Origin of the sequence: Bradyrhizobium sp. SZCCHNGR1005 (genome assembly GCF_032489995.1) — a bacterium.
Classification (GTDB): domain Bacteria; phylum Pseudomonadota; class Alphaproteobacteria; order Rhizobiales; family Xanthobacteraceae; genus Bradyrhizobium.
Genome location: NZ_JAUEZC010000001.1, coordinates 803473 through 824162, shown reverse-complemented (window position 1 = coordinate 824162; position 20690 = coordinate 803473). Strand labels below are relative to the sequence as shown.

The following is a 20690-nucleotide window of genomic DNA, read 5'->3' as shown; positions in this document are numbered from 1 at the left end:
GGCTCGCGCGCACGAGCGAGCCGGGCTTGAGCCGGCCTTGGGGGGCGGCGGAACGTGGCTGACGTCAATCGTATCCGGCTGCGGGGGCAGCTCGTCGAGAATTACGATAGCTTGATCAGGAGGCTGACGCGGTGCCTCGGATCCGCCGACTTCGCCTATGAGGCGTTGCACGAAACATTTTTGCGGCTCGAGCGGGTGACCGACGGCGTGACGGTGCGCAGCCCCGCCGACTATATCTTTCGCATCGCCGTCAACATCGCCAATGACCGCCGCAAGGCGCAGAATTACCGGGTCAGCAGCTCGGAGATCGACGCGCTGTTGGATTTTTGTGACGAGGAGCCAGATCCGGCGCGGGTGGTCGAGGCACGCTCGGAGGTCGATGCCTTGAAACGCGCTCTCGCCGAATTGCCGACGCGGGCGCGCGAGGTGCTGCAGAGCATCGCGATCGACGGGGAGCCGGCGCGCGAGGTCGCCACGCGGCTTGGAGTCAGCCCGCGCACCATCGACAATGATCTGAGGCTGGCGCTCAAGCACTGCGCAACGTCGCTGGACTACACCCTGGTTCGCCGGCTCGGCGGTCCGCGGCCTCGCTCTTGACACGCATGAAACGGACGCGATGAGAGGCCCGCAGGCCGGAACGACCGGGTATTTCGGTAAGCAGAAGTGGCATTTCCGTCATGGCCGGCTGAAATTTGTTGGTTTCGGCAGGTTTTTTCTGCGGGATAGCGAGGCTCCAGTCGTCTATCGGGTAAGAGCTCGATCGCGCCGGATGCGATGGACGCGTGTTGCGGCGTCCGGCGCAGAACTTTTCCCATGGCGGGATTGCCAAGCGGGCCGAGCTTGGAGCTGGCGGAATTGGATATGAGCGATCGATTGTGACCGTGCCGACGTGGACGCCCGAATTCGATCCGTTACTGGACGAGGCTCTCGATTGGGTCATTCGTCTGAAGACGGGCGCGCCGCTTCGGTCCGATCTGGACGCTCTACGGCACTGGCGCGAGCAAAGTGCAGCGCATGATGAGGCGTTCAAGACAGCGGCGCGCTTGTTTCGCCAGGCGGGCGTTGCTGCGCGCGAGCTCGCCCACGAGCAGGAGGACCAGCGGGCGAGGGCGCCTCGCGGGGCCTCGTCACCGCAATTGCCGTCGCGTAGCGTGACGCGTCGCCTGGTCCTCAGCGGCTCGATCGCCGCGGCGGCCGCCTACATGGTCGTGCACCCGCCATTCGGCCTCTGGCCTTCGATCAGCGAGTTCTCGGCCGATTACCGCACCACCAAGGGCGAGCATCGCAAAGTGATGCTGACGCCCGACATCGCGCTCGAACTCAGCACGCAGACCAGCGTTGCGTTGCGGCCTGCGCCGGACCAACTCCGCATCGAGTTGATCGCCGGAGAGGCATCGGTCACAGCGCGGCTCGCGTCGCAGAAGCCGGTCGAGCTTGTCGCCGCGGGCGGGCGCGTCAGCGCATCCCAAGCGGATTTCAATGCACGCTGCCTCGATGGCGTCGTCGCGGTCACCTGCCTCGACGGCAGCGTTACCGTCGCGCAAGACGGCCGCGTGGTTCAGCTGCGGGCATCCGAACAGGTGAGCTATTCGGCAGCAGGTCTGCAGGCCGTCATACCGGTCGACACGGCCCAGGTGTCGGCGTGGCGAACCGGGTTGCTGATCTTTCGCGATCGGCCGCTCGCCAGCGTGGTGGAGGAGGTGAATCGCTATCGCTCCGGCAAGATCATCATCACGAATGACGATCTCAAGCGCCGCCTCGTGAACGGCACGTTCCAGCTCGATCGGCTCGAAAATTTCGTCGCCCAGGTGGAGCAACTGTTCGGCGCTCGCGCGGTTTCGCTGCCGGCCGGGGTGGTGCTGTTGAGTTGAGCCGGCGAGCATGACCCGTTAGCCGCCACAACAGCTACGGTTCATCGGCGCGATGCGGTGCACGTACCAGCCATCGCCGGGCCGGCCCTGCCGGTTTGCTGGCCGAAACGGGCGGAGCAGGCTGCTCCACGCGGTCCGTCATGATTGCTCCCATGGAGCGGAGGTCGTCCGGCGAGAGCCATGCGATGGCATCGGGCCGCGTGACGATCATGCGGCCGACGATGCGGGGCGGGACGCCGAACAGGCCGGCAATACGCGCCATCGCCAAGGTCGCCGCTTCGGTTTGTGCGCTCTGGTGGCCCAATCTGTCGGAGACGCCGTGAACCCCGATGGCGGCACCGAAGCTTGCAAATTTTTCAACTCCGGCCGCGAACACGATGAAGCAGGCCGACGCGCAGCGGGCTCCGCTCACCACCACGGTCGGCAGCTTGGCCCTACGAATGAGTTCGGCGAGCTTGATCCCCTCGGCGAGGCTGCCTCCCGGCGAGTCGAGCCGGATCGCCATCACCAGCCGCCCGTCGTCATTCGCGGTCTTGATCAGCGCCTCGGTCCCGTCGGCGTCGCCTTCCTCGATGTCTCCGCGGAGGGCGATGATCGTGGCGTTATCCTCCGTCCGCACCCCGGTCAGTTCGGCTGCTGCGACCGTGCCGGCTGCAACCGCCGCCCCCAGAATGCCCAGCATGGACCTGCGCAGATACATCGGCGCGTGCTTTGCTATCTGCGTGGGCCCGCTGCTGTCGCGTTTGCTCCGAAGCTCGATGGATTTCGACGCATCGTATCCAACCGCTCGCGGAATTCTTCCGCGACCACTTGGGCATCCTGGCTGTTGCGGATCAGCTTGGTGGTGACGAACACGATGATCTCGGAGCGGCTCTTGATGTCGGTTTTTTGGCTCAGCAGGTCGCCGAGATATCTGATCTGGGCGAGCCCCGGAATGCCTTCCACGGTCCGCTCGTCATCCTCCTTGATCAGGCCCCCGAGCAGCACGGTCTGGCCGCTGCTCGTGCCGATGGTCGAATGGATGCGCCGCTGCGAGATCGTCGGCGTGAGGTTTTGCGCACTGATCCCGGCGGGGTTGACCACGTTGGAGATCTCCTGCTCGATCTCCAGATCGATCGCTCCGTTCGGATGCACATGTGGCAGGACCTTGAGGATGATGCCGGTGTTGTGCAGCGTGATCGTGTTGACCACCGTGTTCGAGCTCGACAATACGGTGGCTGTGCCGGTCGAGATCGGAACCTGATTGCCGACCTCGAGAATGGCCGGCTGGTTGTCTGCGACCACGAGAGAGGGGGCCGACAGCACCTTGACGGTGGTCAAGGTCGACAATGCGTTCAGGATCAGCTTGGGATTTGCTTCGGCCCCGAGCAGGAGATTGAAGCCGGGCAGCACCCGCGCGAGCAGGGCGGATTGCGTCGCTGACTGTGCCGCGTTGAACAGGCCGACCGAGCCTTTATCGGTCCCGAGGCCAGCGTTCGCGCTGGTGAGATAGGCCTGCACGCCATATTGCAACTGATCGGTCAGCGTGACTTCGGCGACCATGGCATCGACCGCCACCTGAAGCCTTGGCCGGTCGAGCGATTCCAATGCCCGTTCGATCACGCGATAGTCCTCCTGATTGGAGTAGATCATGACCGAATTGGTGGTGGTGTCGGCCGTGATCCGGACGTTCTGGAACAGCCCGCGTGGCATTGCGCCGGTGCCTGAGCTGCCGAGCCCGTTCGCGTCATCCTGCTGTGCGTCCTTGCGGTCGCCAAAACTGTCAAAGGCGGCCTGGATCGGCGTGCTGCCCTTGCCCGGCGTGCCGGAGCTGTCGGCGGCTGTCGTCCCGCTGTTGCCTTGATTGCTCAGCGTTCCGCTCCCGAGCGAGTCGATGCGCGAGGTGGCCGCCGTCTGTCCCGGAGCGGTTGGGCTTTGTTGGCTGCTGTCTGGGCTGCCTTGCCCGGAACGGCCGACGAACATCTCGTTGAGAATTCGGGCAATGGCGCGTGCATTGCCGAACCGCAATCCATAGGTTCGCACCGTGGTGCCGCTGAGATCGGAGCGATCCAGCCGTTGCACCCACTGGGTCGCGCGTTCGAGCACCTTGCTGTTGCGGCTCACGGCCAGTACGGCGTTCATCCGCGACACCGGCTGGAATTTGATCACGCCCTGGCCTTGGCCGCCTTCTGCTGTATCGAATACCTTGTCGAGCTCGCGGATCATGGTCTCGGGCGCGGTCGATTTCAGCGGATAAAGCGCCACCGACTGATTGCGTAGCCATTCGACATCGAGCGTTGCGATTACGCCGAGGACCGCTTGGCGTTCGGACGTGGTGCCCTGGATCAGAAGCAGGTTGCGGGCCTGGTCGGCGCGCACTGCGCCAGGCCGTGACAGGAAGCTCTCCGCCGTCTTGGCGGTCGAGGCCGCGGACACGTAGCGCAGCGGCACGATCGACACGCCAAAGCCTGGTTGTCCCGTGCCGAAGCTCGCGGGACCGGCACCCGACGCCTCGGGCAATGGCACGATGCGGATCAGGTTGTCCTCGCGCAGCAGGGCGACGTTCGTCATCCGCAGGACACTCTCGAACACCGGCAGCACGTCCTTGCGCGGGATGGCCTGCGCGGAAGCGAGCGTGATCACGCCCTGGACGCGCGGATCGATCACGTAGTTCAGCCCGAGGCTGTCGCCCAGCACGGACTTCGCGACCGACTGGATGTCGGCATTCTCGAAATTCAGCTCGACCTCGCCGGCCTTGTTCGGGAGATCGCCGTCGAGCGCGGTCGCGAGGCGCGTTGATCCCGTCGCTTCCCGGAGCAAGGACGGGGTAGCGGGATTTTGCTCGATGCCCGGGTACATCATCGGCTGGATCGGACGGGACGCCGCTGCAGCACCCGGTTGGACATTGACCGGACCGTTCCAGCGGGCACGAAGATCGGCATCGCGGATCGGATCCGTCACCTGGTCACGCGCCGGCAGATCGATGCTCTTGTCGATCATGCAGCCACCCAGCAGGCCGCCGATTGCGAGCCAGGCGCCGGCCAGGGCGCCGAGCGAGGCGATGCGCCCTCGGTGGGACTGTTCGATGAAGGGCACGGCTGCTCTCCCCTGTAATGCGCGGTCCAGACCGGCATCGCTGTGGTCATTGCGCATCGCGCGCCGCTTTCCACGGACGATCCGCAGGTCCCAGGCTCTGTCCGGCAAGGTCCTCGACCTCGTTGATCAACGTCTCGACGCGGGTGACGAGCCTGCCCGCATAAGCAGGGTCGATTGCGACGTGCGCAAATGCGGCACCGTCGAGCAGCGTTTTCATCTCCAGAGCCAGCGCATCGCGCCGCGTTTGGACAGCGCCAATGGCGCCGAGATAGCGTTCGTAGAAGAGATCGCTGCCTCTGATGGCCTGCGTCGCGAGCGCCAGGCCGGCCCGGCCAAGCGGCCCGAATGGCGCGTTCAAATTCCAGTAGGCCCGGGCCAGCCCGGCGTAGACGTCGCGGGACCTGGCTATCTCCGGCGGCAGCGCCTGGCTTTCAAGTGCGTCGGCGAGCACGACGCCGTCATGGACGTAAGCATCATCGAGCCCGAGCAAAGCAAGCAGTGTGGGTCGCAGATCGGCAGGATACGAGACAATGTCGGTTTGTCCGAGCTTCGCAACGCCGGGCCCGACGAGGCCGAACCAGCCGCCGCCGTCGGCTTGCTGGAGGTCCCCGGCGACCCAGGGAGCCCGAGGGTTGATCGCGACACAAGCAGGAGAGGCAGCGCAATCATCATGACTGTTCGTGGTGCGATACACATAGTTCGTATCGCCGAACATGAGGAAACTCGGCGTCCGCTTCGGGCTCGCCGTGATCATGTGCATCAGTTGCATCTGTGCGCGGTCGGCGAGCTGGGCCGCGAGCCTGTCGGTCTTCGTCGTTACCGGATTCAAAGCCGTGAGCTTGCCGACGTCCTGCTCGAGGGTGCGGGTCAGTGGATCGGTCGGCCGCGGGTTGCCCTGGATGTAGAAGGCGGGTGTACTGCTGCGCTGGATATCGAAGCTGGTCACATTGCGGCTCTGTGAGGCGACCAGTCGATCGATCGCGACATCGATTGCGCCGATAGGTCCGTAGCCGCACGGCGCGTGAGAGCTGTCGCATGTCGGTGTCTGCGGTGGTCCGCCGGTGAAGCGGTCATTGCCGGTCGAAATGACGACAAACAGCGTGTTGCTCTTCGTGATTCCGCGCTTGGCGAGTCTGTCCACGAACGATCCGAACGCAGCATCGTAATCGGCAAGCCTTATCAGATAGTCCGGCTCACCGGGGCCAGAGCCACGCGGGTCGCCGTCTTTGTGAGCATCACCGATTGCGACATAGACTACCTGCACGCCGGCTTCGAGCATCGCCACGGCGTAGCCGAGCGACTGGGCTGCCGTTGGATTCGAGCCGGGAAAACCGGCATGGCCGGCGTGATCCGCAATCACCCTGCCGTCGAGCCCTTTCACCGGGCCGTCGGGTGATATCGCTGGTTGCACATGACGATTGCCGAGCAATCCGCTAAAGCCGATATAGCCGTTGGGTTCGTCAGGCAGCACATCGGGTCGTGCGTGGCCATCAGCGCAAATTTGGCTGTTGCGCGCACAATGGATGGCGATGCCGAGGAGATCCGCCTCGGCGCTGGCGGGATCGCGGGCAGCGGCCTCTGCTTCCGAGCTCCCCAGTACATTCGCGACCTCAGCGTCCAGCGCCTGAAGCGTGAGGCCGGTCACTGCGAACGCGCCTACGTCGCAGCCCGCTCGGGTGAAGGGGACCCACGGCGCCGCCGCCATCTTGCCGCTGTCGGCCAGCATCAGCGGCTTGCCGTCGCCTCCGCTTGCTGTCCAGTAGCCGAAGGCCGGTGAGAAATCGACGCTGCCGTCGCTGCGAAAGCTGCCGTAACTGTCGCCGATGGAAACGCCCATGCGGTCGCCAAGCAGTCCAGTCAGGACGGCCAGGACATCAGGAGCCCGCTGTGACGGCGGCGCAGTCGGGCGATTGCTGCCGATGGTTCCGTTGCTGGCGAGAAACGCACGCAAGCGCGGCATCTGTTCGAGATCCGAGGGGACGAGCGGTTCGTCGCGAGAAAGATGCACATTGTCGAGCTGGATCTGCACCACGCGCGTGATCGTTCCCATCCGCGCGTGCAGTTCGCAGGCCGCGAGCGCTTGCCCAAGACCCAATGTGCATCCCACGACCGCGAGCGAGGCGAACGTCACACCTCCGCGCAGTAAGGATGCGAGACCGGCCGAGAGGCCGGCGGAAGTGCGACGCGAACGCATGACGCGATGGGTCTTTGATGGATGTGTCTTTGATGATTGTCTTGGTGCCAATCGTGGACTGCAACGTCAGCAAGCCGCTTTCGCTGAAGCACGCGGAGTGTGTTCGAATTCGATGACGTCGTTGTAACGACGATAAGCTCATCTCGCGCATAGCGAGAATGCTTAGTTGTGATTCGCCTTCATCGATTTGACGCAAACAGCCTTGGTTCGCTCGGAACCTCCGCAGATTGGTTTGCAAGACCTGCAATTTGCAGGACTTGCAAGACGTCGTCGCCTGACGCAGGTTATGCTCGCATGTTCGGATGACGCTCATATCGACGGGCGGTGGGAGAATAGGCATGGTCGGGCTGACGACACGCAAGCATGCTGCCGGCGGTCGGCTTTTTATCTCCGTCACCCTGGTCCTCGGCATCGCGCTGATCGTGATCGCTCCACTCGCTGCCGGCGAGGAGGTCGCCATCCGTAATCCCGTTGAACTGCAGCCGTTGCAGCAATTGACGGCCACGCATCAGCGTCCGCTATTCTCACCGTTCCGGCGACCGCCACCGAAGGTGGCGACCCCAGTTGTGGTGCGGCAAGAGGCAGCGCCGCCGGCGCCGCCGCCCAGCCTGGTTGTGCTTGGGATCGTCAGCGAGAACGGGGAGGGCCGTGCGATGATCCGTGCGGCCGATAGACGTCCGGCCGACAAGGTTGTCCGCGTGCGGACCGGTGACGACATCGGCGGCTGGAAGGTCGACAAGGTCGAGTCGCGGCGGATCGTGCTGACCCAGGGCGAGCGCTCAGTCGACTTCGTCCTGTTTGGGGCTGCTGAAAAAGGCATCAAGTCGGCGGATGCGACGGCGAGAGCGCGGCGCGATCGCTAGTCGCGGCGAATATGACGGTCCGATCAGCGAGGCCGGTACGCTTTCGATCCGAACTGCCTGAGGAGAGGCTGCCGCAAGCGCGCAAGCGAGCTCCAGATCGGCAGCGTTCAACTCCGCGTTCTCTCGATGTTCGCGTTCATGTCGCGGCTCCTGCTCCTGGCTGAACTCAATCAATATAGCCGAAAATTTTTGTCGCCGGGGCTGCGTGTTAGGGGTCTGCAGACAGTCTTAGAGATGAGGAGAGGCGCATCCCCGAGTCGTCGGGCGCGTTCGCTTGGGTGCAGGCGGGCGTCGCGGCGGTTTGGGGAGGGCTGATCGCTCGACCTGCTTACGTTGATCTGATGACGCAGCCTGTCGATTGCGTCACAGGCCGGCTGCCGCCGGCCGATGCGCCTGTGGGTCTGATTTGTTGTCGCTTCGAAAGGCCCCCGCATGCCTGCGCATTTCTGGACCCGCTTCGCTTCACATCGTGCCTTGCTGCTCGTCGGCGTGAGTACGATTGCGATCGCGATTGCGGCGAGTTCGGCAGTGAGCGCGCGTCCGTTGGGAGGCGCCGGGCCGGTGTCGTCGGCGACCGCCGCCGCAGCAGCCGCGGCCGCAGCGGCGGCGCAACAGGCCCAGCAGGCAGCGCAGAACAGTCAGCAATCGATGACGCGGGCGTTGAGTGCGATCCAGGCCATGCAGGCGGCGCAGAGCGCGGCTCGCGCTGCTGCTGCGGCGGCGCAGGGGGCCATCCCAAGCGGGTTGGCAGCCGGCGGGCTGGTGCCGGACAGTGGCCTTGCCGCTCCGGGCGTCGCCAACCCCGTCACCACCTGGGTCGGCGCGAATACCCCGACCCAGAGCAAAGGCAACGGCCAGACTACGGTCACCATCGACCAGACCCAGTCGCAGGCGCTGTTGAATTGGCAGAGTTTCAACGTATCGCGCGATACTACGGTCGTGTTCAACCAGCAGGGCCACCGCGACTGGTCGGCGCTGAACAGGATCGCGCCGGGGATCGCGCCGAGCCAGATCCAGGGTGCGATCAAGGCGGATGGCGCCGTCTACATCATCAACCAGAACGGCATCATCTTCACCGGCACCAGCCAGATCAATGTGCATACGCTGGTCGCATCGACGCTCGACCTGTCGGCCAATCTCAGCGGCAACAATTATCAGCAGTATCTCCAGAGCGGGTTGTTTTCGGACACCATTCCGTCCGACTTCAACAATCAGGTTGCAGGAGCCGCAGTGTTCTCGCAGGGGAGCGGCGGCACGGTCGTGGTTCAGGCCGGCGCGCGGATCGACACCACCGGAAGTCTGAGCTCCGGTGGCGATGGCGGTTATGTGGCGCTGCTCGGCGCCGGCGGCGTCAGCAACGCCGGCGCGATCACCACGCAAAACGGCCAGATCATTCTGGCTGCGGGCGCTCAGATCACGCTGATGACGCCGCTGTCGAGCCTAGTCGGCGTCAAGACTGCACAGCAGGTGCGCGTCGAGGGCAGCACCACGCCCGTCGCCAATGCCGCCAACGGCCTCTTGATCTCCAATGATGGCGCGGTCACGCTGGCCGGCGGGCAGATCGACCAGCTCGGCGCCATCGTATCGACCACCAGCACCACGCGCACCGGCTCGATCCTGCTCAGCACGGTCACCAGCGGCATCACGGCCACCACCGGGAATATCGTGCTCGGTGCTGACAGCTTGACCGCGATCCTGCCCGACGAGAGCAGCGGCACGCTGCCGACATCGACCCTCACATCCCCCACCAATGCGAACGGCGCCAATAACGCGGATTATTTCAAGACCGTGCTGCAGCCGCAGCTCACGATCCAAGCTTTGGGCGGCGTCGATGTCCAGGGCCACGGTTCGGGCCTCGGCGGCGCCTTCATCAAGGCGCCAAGCGCGACGTTGACCATCAGCGGCGACGGTACCAGTGGCAGCGTTCTGCTCGAGGCCGGCAGCGCCGTGGATGTCTCCGGCATCGCCGGTGTGACCCTGCCGATGTCGGTCAACCAGATCGACATCCTGGTGACCCAGGCCGAGGTGGCCGACACGCCGCTGGCCGCCGCCCTGATTGGCAAGACCGTGAGCATCGATGCGCGGCTGACCGGCACCCGCGCCGACGGCCTGCAATGGGTCGGATCCCCGCTGCTCAACGCGTCCGGCTATGTCGGCCTGATTCCGCAGAGCATCGACCAGATCCTGACGGTGGGCGGCAGCTTTACCTCGTCGGCCAAGAACGTCGTGCAGATGCCGGGCTCGAGCGTCAACGTCTCGGGCGGCTATGTGCAATATACCGGCGGCGTTCTCACCACGACGCGATTGCTCGGCTCCAACGGGCGGCTCTACGACATCGGCAGTGCCGATCCGAACCTGTCATACACGGTCTACACGGGCTTCACGGTCGATCATTCGCGCTGGGGCGTCACGGAGACCTATGCGGGCCTGGCCGGCAGCGGGGCGCATTACGAACGCAGCTACGTCGCGGGCGCCAATGGCGGTGCGATCAATGTGACGGCGCAGGCGCCGATCCTCGCCGGCGACATCGTGGCTACCGTGATCGCCGGAAGCCGCCAGCGCGCCCTGGCCGGATCGTCGAATGTCGCCGCTGCCGACAAGATGCCGAGCGGTGCCTCGCTGGGCCTCACCTTGACCCCCGCCGGTGCCACTGCATACGACGTGTCGCTGGAATCGCAGGCCAATGCTGGCGCCGATCCCTATGGCCTTGCGGGGGTGAGCTTTGCGACCGCCGCGACATGGTCGCCGACCTTGGCGAACGGCGTGTTGCCGATCTTTACCGATTCGCTGTCGAACCTGTCGCTTGGCTCGATCTCGATCAAGGGCGCTCACACGCTGAGCATGGAGACGGGGGCGACCCTGTCCGTGCGCGCGGGCGGCAGCATCACGCTGGATAACGTGGCCACCATCGATGGCACGTTGTCGGCGCCCGCCGGCAGCATCAGGCTCACCGGCTTCACTTATCCCGTCAACCGGCCGCAGACGCCGCCAGTCGCTGCGGTCGTGATCGGCTCCCGGGCCGTGCTCGACGTGCACGGGCTCTGGGTCAACGACAGCGGCCTGTCGGGCGACGAGGTGCAGGGCGCCGGCTTCGTCAATGGGGGCAGCGTCAGCATCAGCACGCTCGCCGCCAGCAATGGGCCGTCGACCGGCACCGGCGTGTTCACCGACGCGACGCAGAGCATCGTGTTGGCAGCGGGCAGCATCATCGACGTGTCCGGCGGCGGCTATGTCGGGACTACGGGCAAACTGAAGACCGGATCCGATGCGCTGCCGGTCGGCAAAGGCGGTAGCCTGTCTCTCGTGACCTATGCCGGCGGTTTCAACGGTTCGATTGTGACCCCGGGTTCAGGGACTGGCGGCAACAATAGTTTCAACGTTCGTCCCCAGGGAGCCGACGGGACTTCGAGCCCGGCGAACTTCGCGAGCGTGGTGCTCGGCAGTACGATCTATGCCGACGGGCTCGACGGCGGCGGCACGCTGACCCTGCAGGTGCCGACCGTGACCGTCGATGGCAAGGCCACGCAGGCGACGTCCTACGTGTCGAGCAAGACCGCAGCCGCATTGGCCGGCACCGGCGCGTCCGCAGTAGCGAGCTACGCGGTTTCGGATGCGCATGCCGGCGAACTGGTGCTGCCGAATTCGTTCTTCACCAGCGGCTTCTCACAGGTCGTCGTCAATGGTGCCGATGGCGGCGCCAAAGTGACGTCCGGCACGCATGTGACCCCGCGCCAGATCAACGCGATCGTGAACGGCAACCTGCTCGCGGCGCCGACAGGGGCGCTGGTACGCAACTATGCTTCGGTTGGGCTGCTGCCTGATGGCTGGCGCAAGCCGGCCGGCCTGACGCTGGCCTCGGCCAATGCGGGCGTTCTGCTCGATGTTGGCGCGAGCATCGAGGCAGACCCGCAGGCCGTCGTGGCGCTGAGCGCGACAACGACGGCCGACATCCGCGGCAGCGTCATCGCATCGGGCGGCACCATCAACGTGTCGGGCGGTGACATCCTGATCGGCTCGACGGCGCTGCTCGATGTGAGCGGCACCTTCGTGCCCAATCCCAAGGTCGTGGCCTATTCCACTGGAACTGTGCTCGACGGCGGCACCGTTACGCTGACCGCAACGGTCAATGCCACGATCGGCACCACTGGCAGCATCATCGCGCAGTCCGGTGCGCAGTTCGATCTGCGGGGATCTGCGGTTTCCGCTGCGAGCGGGCTGGTCCGCTTCTCGCCACGCGATAGCGGGCAGGATGCCTGGAGCAATGGCGGCAGCCTGCAGCTTAGCGGCAACAAAATCTACTTCGCCAGCGTGGTCGACGCGGCCGGCGGCGCGCCGCAGGCCACAGGCGGCAGCTTGAGCGTCGCGGTCGGGTCTGGTTCGCTCGTGATCGAGCCGGCCGGCATCGTCGCCGCAAACCTGCCGGCGCTCGGCGCAGGCCCGGCGGGCGCCTTCATCGGCGCCGACACCCTGAATAACAGCGGCTTCGATTCCGTCACGCTCTCCGCGAATCGCAGCATCGCATTCGGCGGCTCGGTCGATGTGTCCGTGCCCGGCGCGCTGACGCTGATCGCCGGCAATGGACATGTCGTTCTGCTGCCGAATAGCGGCGGGTTGCTGCCTGCGGGAGTGAGTGATGCGGCCGCGTATACCGCGCCGAGTTGCGGCACGACGGCATGCATCCCCAGCGTCGGCGGTACGACGGTCAATCTGAAGGCGAGCTATGCCCGTTTGGTTGGGATTTCGCGGGTAGATGGAATGCTCACGGCGCCGTCGCTTGCCGACGGCACATTGAACGTCTCGGCCAAATGGATCGATCTGCAACGTTCGATCGCGCTGGACAACGTCGCAAACGCAAATTTCGTGAGCAGCAGCGCCATTCGGCTACTGTCCTCCGATTACGGCTTCGTCGGAACCAACCAAATCGTCAATGCCGGCGCGCTGGTCACGTCGGGCAATCTGACCCTGCAGGCAACGGAGATCTATCCGGTCACCGGGACACAGTTCTTGCTGGTCTCCACGGGTACGGTCGACTCCGCGAGCACGCTGACCATCCTGCCGAACGGTCAAGCCACGGCGCCGCTGTCCGCCGGAGGCGGGGTGGTGCTGAGCGCGAAGACAATCAATCAGGACGGCACGCTTTGGGCGCCGCTCGGCACAATGATCGTAGGCACGCCGACCACAATGCCTGCGGCAATTGCGGCGCTGTTCGACGGTACCGGCACCAAGCCGCAATTCGTGACCACCGACACCGTCACACTGGGCAAGGGTAGCCTCACCTCGGTCTCCGCCGCCGGACTCGATATCCCCTATGGCGTCACGGTCGACGACACCACCTGGTACTACGGCGTGCCTACGAGCATCGGCGGCAATGTCCTGCCGCCGATCCTGACCGCGCCGCCGAGCAAGTCGATCAGCCTGTTCGGCAACAACGTGACCACGCAGTCCGGCGCGGTGCTCGACCTCAGCGGTGGGGGCGACATCTACGCGACCGAATTCGTCGCCGGCAATGGCGGTTCCCGCAACGTGCTGACGTCATATCAGCAGAACGTGTCCACCGGCGCCACTTCACCAACCTATTCTGACGGGCGTCAGGTCTACGCCCTGGTCCCGACCTATGAAGCGCCGGTCGGCGCCTATGATCCGACTTTCGCGCAATATCCCTATTATTCCGGCGTCACCGTGACGCCGGGCTCGAATTTCAATACGGCCGGTAACAGTCCGAACGCGATCGCTCCGGGGCAAACCGTGACCATCGCCGGCGGCAGCGGCATCGCCGCCGGCACCTATGTGCTGCTGCCCGGCATGTATGCGACTTTGCCCGGCGCCTATCGCGTCGTCCAGGTGGCGAGCAATGTCAGCTCCAGCACGACCAAGAGCGCGACGAGCGCCGACGGCTCGCAATATGTCGTCGGCAAGCTTGGCAACGCGCTCACTGGCGCGAGCTCGTCGCAATCGGCGCTGTTCCAGGTGCAGTCGAAGTCGGTCTGGTCGAAATATTCTCGCATCGACGTCACCTCCGGCACCACGTTCTTCCGCAACCAGGCGATCGCCGTCGGCCAGACCCCGCCGCCGCTGCCGATCGACGGCGGCACCTTGGTGCTCGGAGCCGTCAAGTCGCTGAACCTTGCAGGCACCAACCTGTTCGGCCCCGGCACCAGCGATCTGGCGCCAGGCCTGGTCGGCAGCGGCGGCCAGGTGCAGATCGGCGGCAGCAACATCGTGATCCTGGCGTCCGACCAGGCGCTCCCGCTTGCGGACTGCCTGGCCGGCAGCGCGCCGGGCTGCACGGGATCGGCGAATTATCTCGTGCTCGACGCCGACCAGATCAGCAATCTCGGCGCGAGCTCGGTCCTGATCGGCGGCACCGCATCGATCGTGGGCGGCGTCCAGAACATCACCGCGACCGCGCTCAATCTCGAGGTCAAGACCGACGCGGCGCACGCCCTGACCGGGCCGGAGCTGATCCTGGTTTCGCTGGCCCAGATCCCCGGCGTCACGTCCGGCAATGGCCTCACCGTCGATGCCGGCAGCGTGATTCAAGCCAAAGGCGCTGTGCCCGGCGGCACCAGTCGCGACATTTCGTTCGGCACCAATCCGGTGGCGACGAAAGACGGCGCTGGCAACGTAACTTACACTGCCGGCGTCAGTGGCGACGGCGCGATGCTGCGGGTCTCCAACGGCAAGCTGGTGAATGTGACCCGGACCTACCTGCCGGGACAATATGGCGGTCCGGGCCCGCTGCCGCCCGCCGCATCGCCTCAAGGCAAGTTCTCGATCGGGGTCGGTGCGGTGATCGATGGCGGCAACGCGCTGACGCTGGACACCAGCGGCGGCGGCGCGCTCGACGCGACGGCTTCGCTGAAGGCCAAGAACTACGAGATCGCCGGCTCCGTCATCAACATCGGCAATGGCACGTCCGGCATCTCGCTGAACCCGGCCGTGCTCGCCAACTTCAACGGTGCCAGCACGGTCCGGCTGCGCAGCGCGACCGTGATCAATCTCGTCGATTCCGGCAATCTGATCGTCGGCGCCGATCCTGCAAACCCCATCAATACCCTGATCTTCGATAGTGCCGGCCTGATCAGCCAGGGCGGGCAGACCACCGTCAATGCGACCAACATTCGCCTCGCCAACAGCCGCGGCGTCACGGCGACCGGCAGCGCGGGCAGCGGCAGCCTGACGCTGAGTGCCGGCGATACCCTGACGGAGGATGTCGGCGCCAAGACGATCGGCGGCGTCAGCCAGGTCGTCCTCAAGGCCGGCCGGGCCATCGCATTCAGCGGGACCGGCAGCCTCAATGCCGGCGCCGCGAACATGCAGCTTTCGGCCCCGGTGCTCCTGGTCAACAGCGGCGCGACCCAGTCCATCACCACCACGGGCGCCGTCAACCTGATGACAGGGGCGGGGACCGCGCCTGCCGCCGTCGCCAGCAATATCGGCGGCGCCCTCTCCATCACCGCCGCATCGATCCTCGATACCGCGAAGATCCAGGCGCTATCCGGCAATGTCAGCCTGATCGCGACCGCGGGCGACGTCGAGCTCGGCAACGGAGCTTCGATCCGTGCGTCCGGCTCCGAGGTCACGGTGCTCGACATCGTCAAGGATGCGCCGGGCGGCAAGGTCCGGCTGGTGTCGAGCACCGGCAACGTGCTGATCGACAACGGGGCGAGCGTCGACGTCTCAGGCGTGGGCATCGGCTTTGCCGGGTCGCTGACCATGCAGGCCCCAGGCGTTGTCAGGCTGGCCGGCTCGCTGGACGGGCACGCCGCCTTCAAGGATCTCGGCGGCGACTTCACGCTTAAGGCCGGCACGCTCGAGGCCGGCAGCGTGCTGCCGACGAGCTTCACCGGCAGCGTCGCGGTGACCTTGCAACAGGGCGACATCGTGATCGGCAATGTTGCCGGTACGCGGGCGTTGGCCCTGAACGCCGGGCAGATCATGCTCGATGCCGAGAACGGCAGCGTGCAGGTCTATGGCAGCGGTGACGCCGGCAACCCCGCCAACCAGCTCACGGTGCTCGATGCCAGCGGCCTCAACGGCCAGATCTCGCTCTACGGCTCCAACGGCGTGAGCATCGGGGCCGGGACGCGGCTGACTGCGGCCTGGGTCGCAGATGATCCGAACAATCCGAACTACGCCAAAGGCAGCTCGCTGCTGGTGCAGAATGGCGGCATCATCAAGCTCGGCACCTCGGGTACGCCGGCGGCAGACGGCTCGCTGAATTCGACCTATGGCTATGAGAACGTGACATCCTCGGGCGCGATTTCGGTCGCCGCCAACACCACGTTGGATGTCAGCGGCGGCCCCGGTGGCGCCAACATCTCGAACACCGGCGGGCAGGTGATCCTGCGCGCACCGATCCTGGCCGGCGGCGGCTTCAATGCGCAATTCCACGGCACCATCGCCACCAGCGCGGGTGCCAGCGGCCAGCCGAGCGGCGGCGGGCTGGTGCTCGATGCCTATGCGGTGTGGAGCACCACGGACGGATGCTCGCTGATTGCAGCCGGCTGCGGCTCCATCACCACGGTCGCCCAGTACAACGCGCTGAGCGCGGCGCAAAAAGCGCAGATGGACCAGCATTTCGACGGCATCATCGATCCCGCCGGCTTCTTCAATGGGGCGGGTACGCAGGTCGTCACTCCGACCGCCGTGACCGGCTCGACGGGCATCTATCCGACCTCGTATTATAACGCTGCGACCGGGAATGCGACCGCGGCCGCGGGCGCCTATCTGGCGCATCTGGATTTCTATCAGAACACGCTGGTCAAGTTCGTCCAGCAGACCAGCCTGACCGGCTATGACCTGTCCGGTGCGACGATCAGGACGACGGCGCCCGGCGCGGCGGCGCAGAGCCTGACGCCGGGCTCGACCTTGCACCTGCGGCCCGAGATCGCCCTCGTCAATCCGTCGACGGCCGTCAACGGCGGCAACATTACGGTCGCCAGCAACTGGAATCTCGGCGGCATGGTGCCGACGAGTGCGAGCGTCCCGACGTCGAGCCGAAATGTGCCGCTGACGAGCTACACTCCGGCCTATCGCTCCACCGTGAGCGGCTTTGCCGGCGATGCCGGCACGCTGGCGCTGCGCGCCGCCAACAACGTCGCCATCAATGCCACCATCAGCGACGGCTTCTACGAGCCGTTCGACGGCTTCAGCAAGAATGCCGCAACGAGCTACAGACTGGTCGCCAACCTGATCGCCAACAATCCGGCGCAGACCTCGGTTTCCGGTGCGGTCGTCAGAGACCTCAACACCACCTCAGCGGCGAGCCTGATGTCGATCACGCAGGGGACCAACAACGGCTCGTTCTCCTACGACTTCGTCGCCGGCGCTGTGCTCGGCACCACGCCTTCGGCCAATCCCAATGCCGTGGTGGCGATCTCCGATCCGGCGTCCGCCAGCAACACCACCGGCAGCGTGCTGATCAATGGGCATACGACCTATCTGGATGCGGCGGTCTCTGGCACACAAATCTATATCCCCACGCTGGTCCGGACCGGCACCGGATCGATCGACATGACCGCAGCCGACAACGTTGCCTTCATCGACCAGGCGGCGCCCGGCGCCGTCTATACGGCGGGCGCAAGGGTCGTGACGCCGGCTGGCTACACCGTGCCTGCGGCCGGTGTTTTCTACAAGACCACTCCGAACGGCCTCGTCGGCCTGCCGGCCTGGTCGAGCGGCGGCGGCGCGGTGACGGTGACGGCCGGCGGCTCGATCATCGGCATCGAGACCCCCACCGATAACTCCACCGGCAGCCAGTACGGCATCCCGAATGGGCCGACCGGCGAGTTCTGGAGTTCGTGGTACATCCATTACGGCTTGTCGAACGGAACGGCGACGCCATTTACGAACACCGTCAATTGCCCCGCCCCCAAGAACTGCCAGACGGCCGCCTGGATCAATTTCAACACCTTCTTCCAGGGCTTCGGCGCGCTCGGCGGCGGCAACATCACGCTGACGTCGGGCGCCGACATCGTCGATGTCGGCGCCTCCTTGCCGGAAACCCTGGTGGTCAGCGGCGGCACCGGCGCCCGCGATGCCAGCGGCAATTTGATCGGCCCTGTGGCTACCTATTATGGCGGCGGCAATCTGGTGGTGAAGGCCGGCCGCGACCTCCTGAGCAGCGACTTCCTGGTCGGCCGCGGTACCGGCATGATCCAGGTCGGCGGTTCGGTCCAGGTCGATCCGTCGAATCCGATCACCCAACAACAGACGATGTTGTCGCAGGTGGCGCCATTGCCGGGGTCGAGCATCATCATCCCCGCCGTCGTCGGACAAATCCCGCTGCCGCTGCTGCTGGCGGTGCAGGACGGCTTTGTGACCGTCACCGCGCGTGGATCGATCACTCTCGGTGGGGTCTATGATCCCGCATCCCTTCCGTCTGATGGCGACGTGCGCGCGCCGTTGGGCTTCTGGCCCAACGGCAGTGGGGCGTTGGCACCGGGCTGGGGCAATCTTTTCACCACGTTCGGTCCCGGCAGCGGTATCGCACTGGCGAGCACTGCCGGCAACGTGACCGCCCTGACCATCGATACGACGACCCAGAATAACGTGGGTGGTCTATTCTATCACACCCTCACGTCATTTAGCTCGAATGGAGCAAGAATAGGATTGTCGCTGCCAGCCACGCTCGACGTGGTATCGCTGCAGGGCAATGTCGATCTCAGCGGCGCAACCGCGGCCAACCTGGTCCCGATTCCGACCCGAAGCGGCAGCGATACCGGCACTCTTAGTATCGTCGCGGCACAGTCGATTTTTCTTGGGCCTTCGCTCAACATGCCGGACCTCGTCACGACGTCGACCCAGGTGGTCGGCAACAGTCAAGTCAGCCTCTCCAGCTACATCAGCCCGCTCGGGCTGGTGCTGCCCAGCTTGACCGAGGCGCTGCACGCCAACGATCCGCAGCCGGTGATCATCGCCGCAGGGAAGGATATCTACGCGGTCAACCCCGCCACGACCGTCCCCACGAACATGACGCTGATCAAGCCGGCGCGGATCGAGGCTGGCAACAACATCTACGCGGCCACGGCTACGGGAAACGTGGTGGCGACAACGGGCAGTGGTCCGCAGATCACAGGCTTCCAATTTACCGGCCAGAATAACAATGCCGGCGACATCACCAGCATCGTCGCCGGCAACGATCTGGTCGGTGGCAACTACCTGCTCTATGGTCCCGGCACCCTCCTGCTGCAGGCTGGACGTGACCTCGGTCCCTTCACAACAAATGGGCAAGGCGTCCTCACGGTCGGCGACGGCAGCGCACTGACAGCGGCGAACAACGGAAGCACTCTTGCGACCGTCAAGCACTATCTCCCATCGCAGGGCGCCGAGCTCGATATCCTGTTCGGCGTCAAGCCGGGTATCGACTATGCGGCAGCGATCGCGCAGTACGTCGATCCGGCCCGGGCCGGCAGCGGCGGCATCGATTTCCTCGCCGACATCGCGGCCGCGCTGGGCCAGTCGCGTGACCAGGCCTGGACCACTTTCCAGGGCTTGTCGGCGACGCGGCAGCATCTGCTGGTCGACCGCGCGTTGCTGGATCTGCTGATCCGGGTCGGCAAGGACGCCAAGGATCCGGCCAGCCAGTATGCTGGAAAGTACGCGCGCGCCTATGCTGCCATTTCGACCCTGTTCCCCGCCGCTCTCGGCTACACCGACAACGCTACGGGCGGCGCCAATGGCGCGGCGGCGAAGGTCGCAACCGGCAAGATGAACGTCGCCTCGTCGGTGCTGGAGACCCAGAAGGGCGGCGACGTCAACATCATCGGCCCCGGCGGCGGCATTACCGTCGGCCACAGCTCCACCGACGTGCTGTCGCCGAGCCAGGAGGGCATCCTGACGCTCGGCGGCGGCAACATTCGCATCTTCACCGACGATTCCGTCGCGGTGAACCAGAGCCGCATCATGACACAGGAGGGCGGCGACATCGGCGTGTTCGTCGCCAATGGCGACATCAGCGCCGGCTCCGGGCCGAAGACTTACGCCTCGAGCCCGGCCGTCGGCGAGATCTGCACCATGGACGGCTATTGCTACGTCAATCCGCAGGGCCTGGTCACCGGCGCCGGCATCGCCGCGCTGCTGACCCTGCCGGGCCAGGATCCGAGCAAGAGCAACGTCACTTTGGTGGCGCCGCACGGCACCATCGACCTCGGCTCCGCGGGCCTGCGCGGCACCAGCGTCACCCTGGCCGCGCTGACCGTGCTCAACAGCTTCAATGTCCAGGCGACCTCGGTCACCGGCCTCAGCTTCACGCCGCCGCCAAACACGGCGGCATTGACCTCGGCCTCCAACGCGACCGCGGCGACCCAGCAGGCCGCACCGGTGACGCAGCCGCAGTCCAACGACCGGCCGTCGATCATCATGGTCGAGGTGGTCGGCTATGGCGGCGGAAGCGGCGGCGCCAGCCTCGATACCCAGCCTCCGGCCGGAGGCACTGCGAGCAAGCCGGCCGACAAGGACGATGGGCGCCGACGCGGACAGCCGCAGCCGTGAAGCACGATGCGGCAGCCTTATGAGTCGGCCGCACTCAGGCTACGCAGTCGCATCTGCTTGTATCCGTGACGTCGGCGCGCTCCCTGTCCCTCTGAAGCGGCGGGCAACGCATCGGAGAGAGCGGCGCGATCCGGCGACGACGCGCGGATCACGCCGCCGTCCCACGTGATGACCCATCACGGGTGATGACGT

7 protein-coding genes are annotated in these 20690 nt (G+C 65.5%); 4 read left to right on the top strand and 3 right to left on the bottom strand.

The genetic code is table 11. The annotated features are described in order from the left end of the window. Positions 1-54: 54 nt before the first annotated feature. A complete protein-coding gene (locus QXZ85_RS03790; protein ID WP_315700771.1) occupies positions 55-597 on the top strand; it encodes an RNA polymerase sigma factor in 543 nt (180 codons plus the stop codon). 278 nt (positions 598-875) lie between these two features. Further along, on the top strand, positions 876-1871 hold the full coding sequence (locus QXZ85_RS03785) for a FecR family protein (protein ID WP_316173390.1): 996 nt from the start codon (positions 876-878) through the stop codon (positions 1869-1871). A 34-nt stretch (positions 1872-1905) separates the two neighbouring features. Here QXZ85_RS03785 and QXZ85_RS03780 read toward each other — a convergent pair whose 3' ends face one another. The 3 genes from QXZ85_RS03780 to QXZ85_RS03770 are packed head-to-tail and all read right to left on the bottom strand — an operon-like array spanning position 1906 to position 7077. Further along, a complete protein-coding gene (locus tag QXZ85_RS03780; protein WP_315700769.1) occupies positions 1906-2553 on the bottom strand; it encodes an ATP-dependent Clp protease proteolytic subunit in 648 nt (215 codons plus the stop codon). A 32-nt stretch (positions 2554-2585) separates the two neighbouring features. Next, positions 2586-4946 carry a type II secretion system secretin GspD gene (gene gspD, locus QXZ85_RS03775; protein WP_315700768.1) on the bottom strand — a complete coding sequence of 787 codons (2361 nt, stop codon included), beginning with the start codon at positions 4944-4946 and terminating at the stop codon, positions 2586-2588. A gap of 46 nt (positions 4947-4992) precedes the next feature. Next, the gene (locus tag QXZ85_RS03770) at positions 4993-7077 is read right to left on the bottom strand and encodes a hypothetical protein (RefSeq protein WP_316206401.1); all 2085 of its coding nucleotides are present in this window, start codon (positions 7075-7077) and stop codon (positions 4993-4995) included. A 401-nt stretch (positions 7078-7478) separates the two neighbouring features. Between QXZ85_RS03770 and QXZ85_RS03765 the strand changes: the two genes are divergently transcribed. Then, positions 7479-8003 (top strand): hypothetical protein, encoded by a 525-nt coding sequence (locus QXZ85_RS03765; RefSeq protein WP_316173393.1) that lies wholly within the window; start codon positions 7479-7481, stop codon positions 8001-8003. Positions 8004-8435: 432 nt separating this feature from the next. Next, positions 8436-20498: a filamentous hemagglutinin N-terminal domain-containing protein gene (locus QXZ85_RS03760; RefSeq protein WP_316173395.1), complete on the top strand. Its 12063-nt coding sequence runs from the start codon at positions 8436-8438 to the stop codon at positions 20496-20498. The last annotated feature ends 192 nt before the right edge of the window (positions 20499-20690 follow it).

What these genes read in the sequence shown, in the direction of transcription:
- QXZ85_RS03765 (WP_316173393.1), top strand. Translation starts at nt 7,479, where the DNA reads ATGGTCGGGCTGACGACACGCAAGCATGCTGCCGGCGGTCGGCTTTTT.
- QXZ85_RS03780 (WP_315700769.1), bottom strand. Translation starts at nt 2,553, where the DNA reads ATGCTGGGCATTCTGGGGGCGGCGGTTGCAGCCGGCACGGTCGCAGCA.
- QXZ85_RS03760 (WP_316173395.1), top strand. Translation starts at nt 8,436, where the DNA reads ATGCCTGCGCATTTCTGGACCCGCTTCGCTTCACATCGTGCCTTGCTG.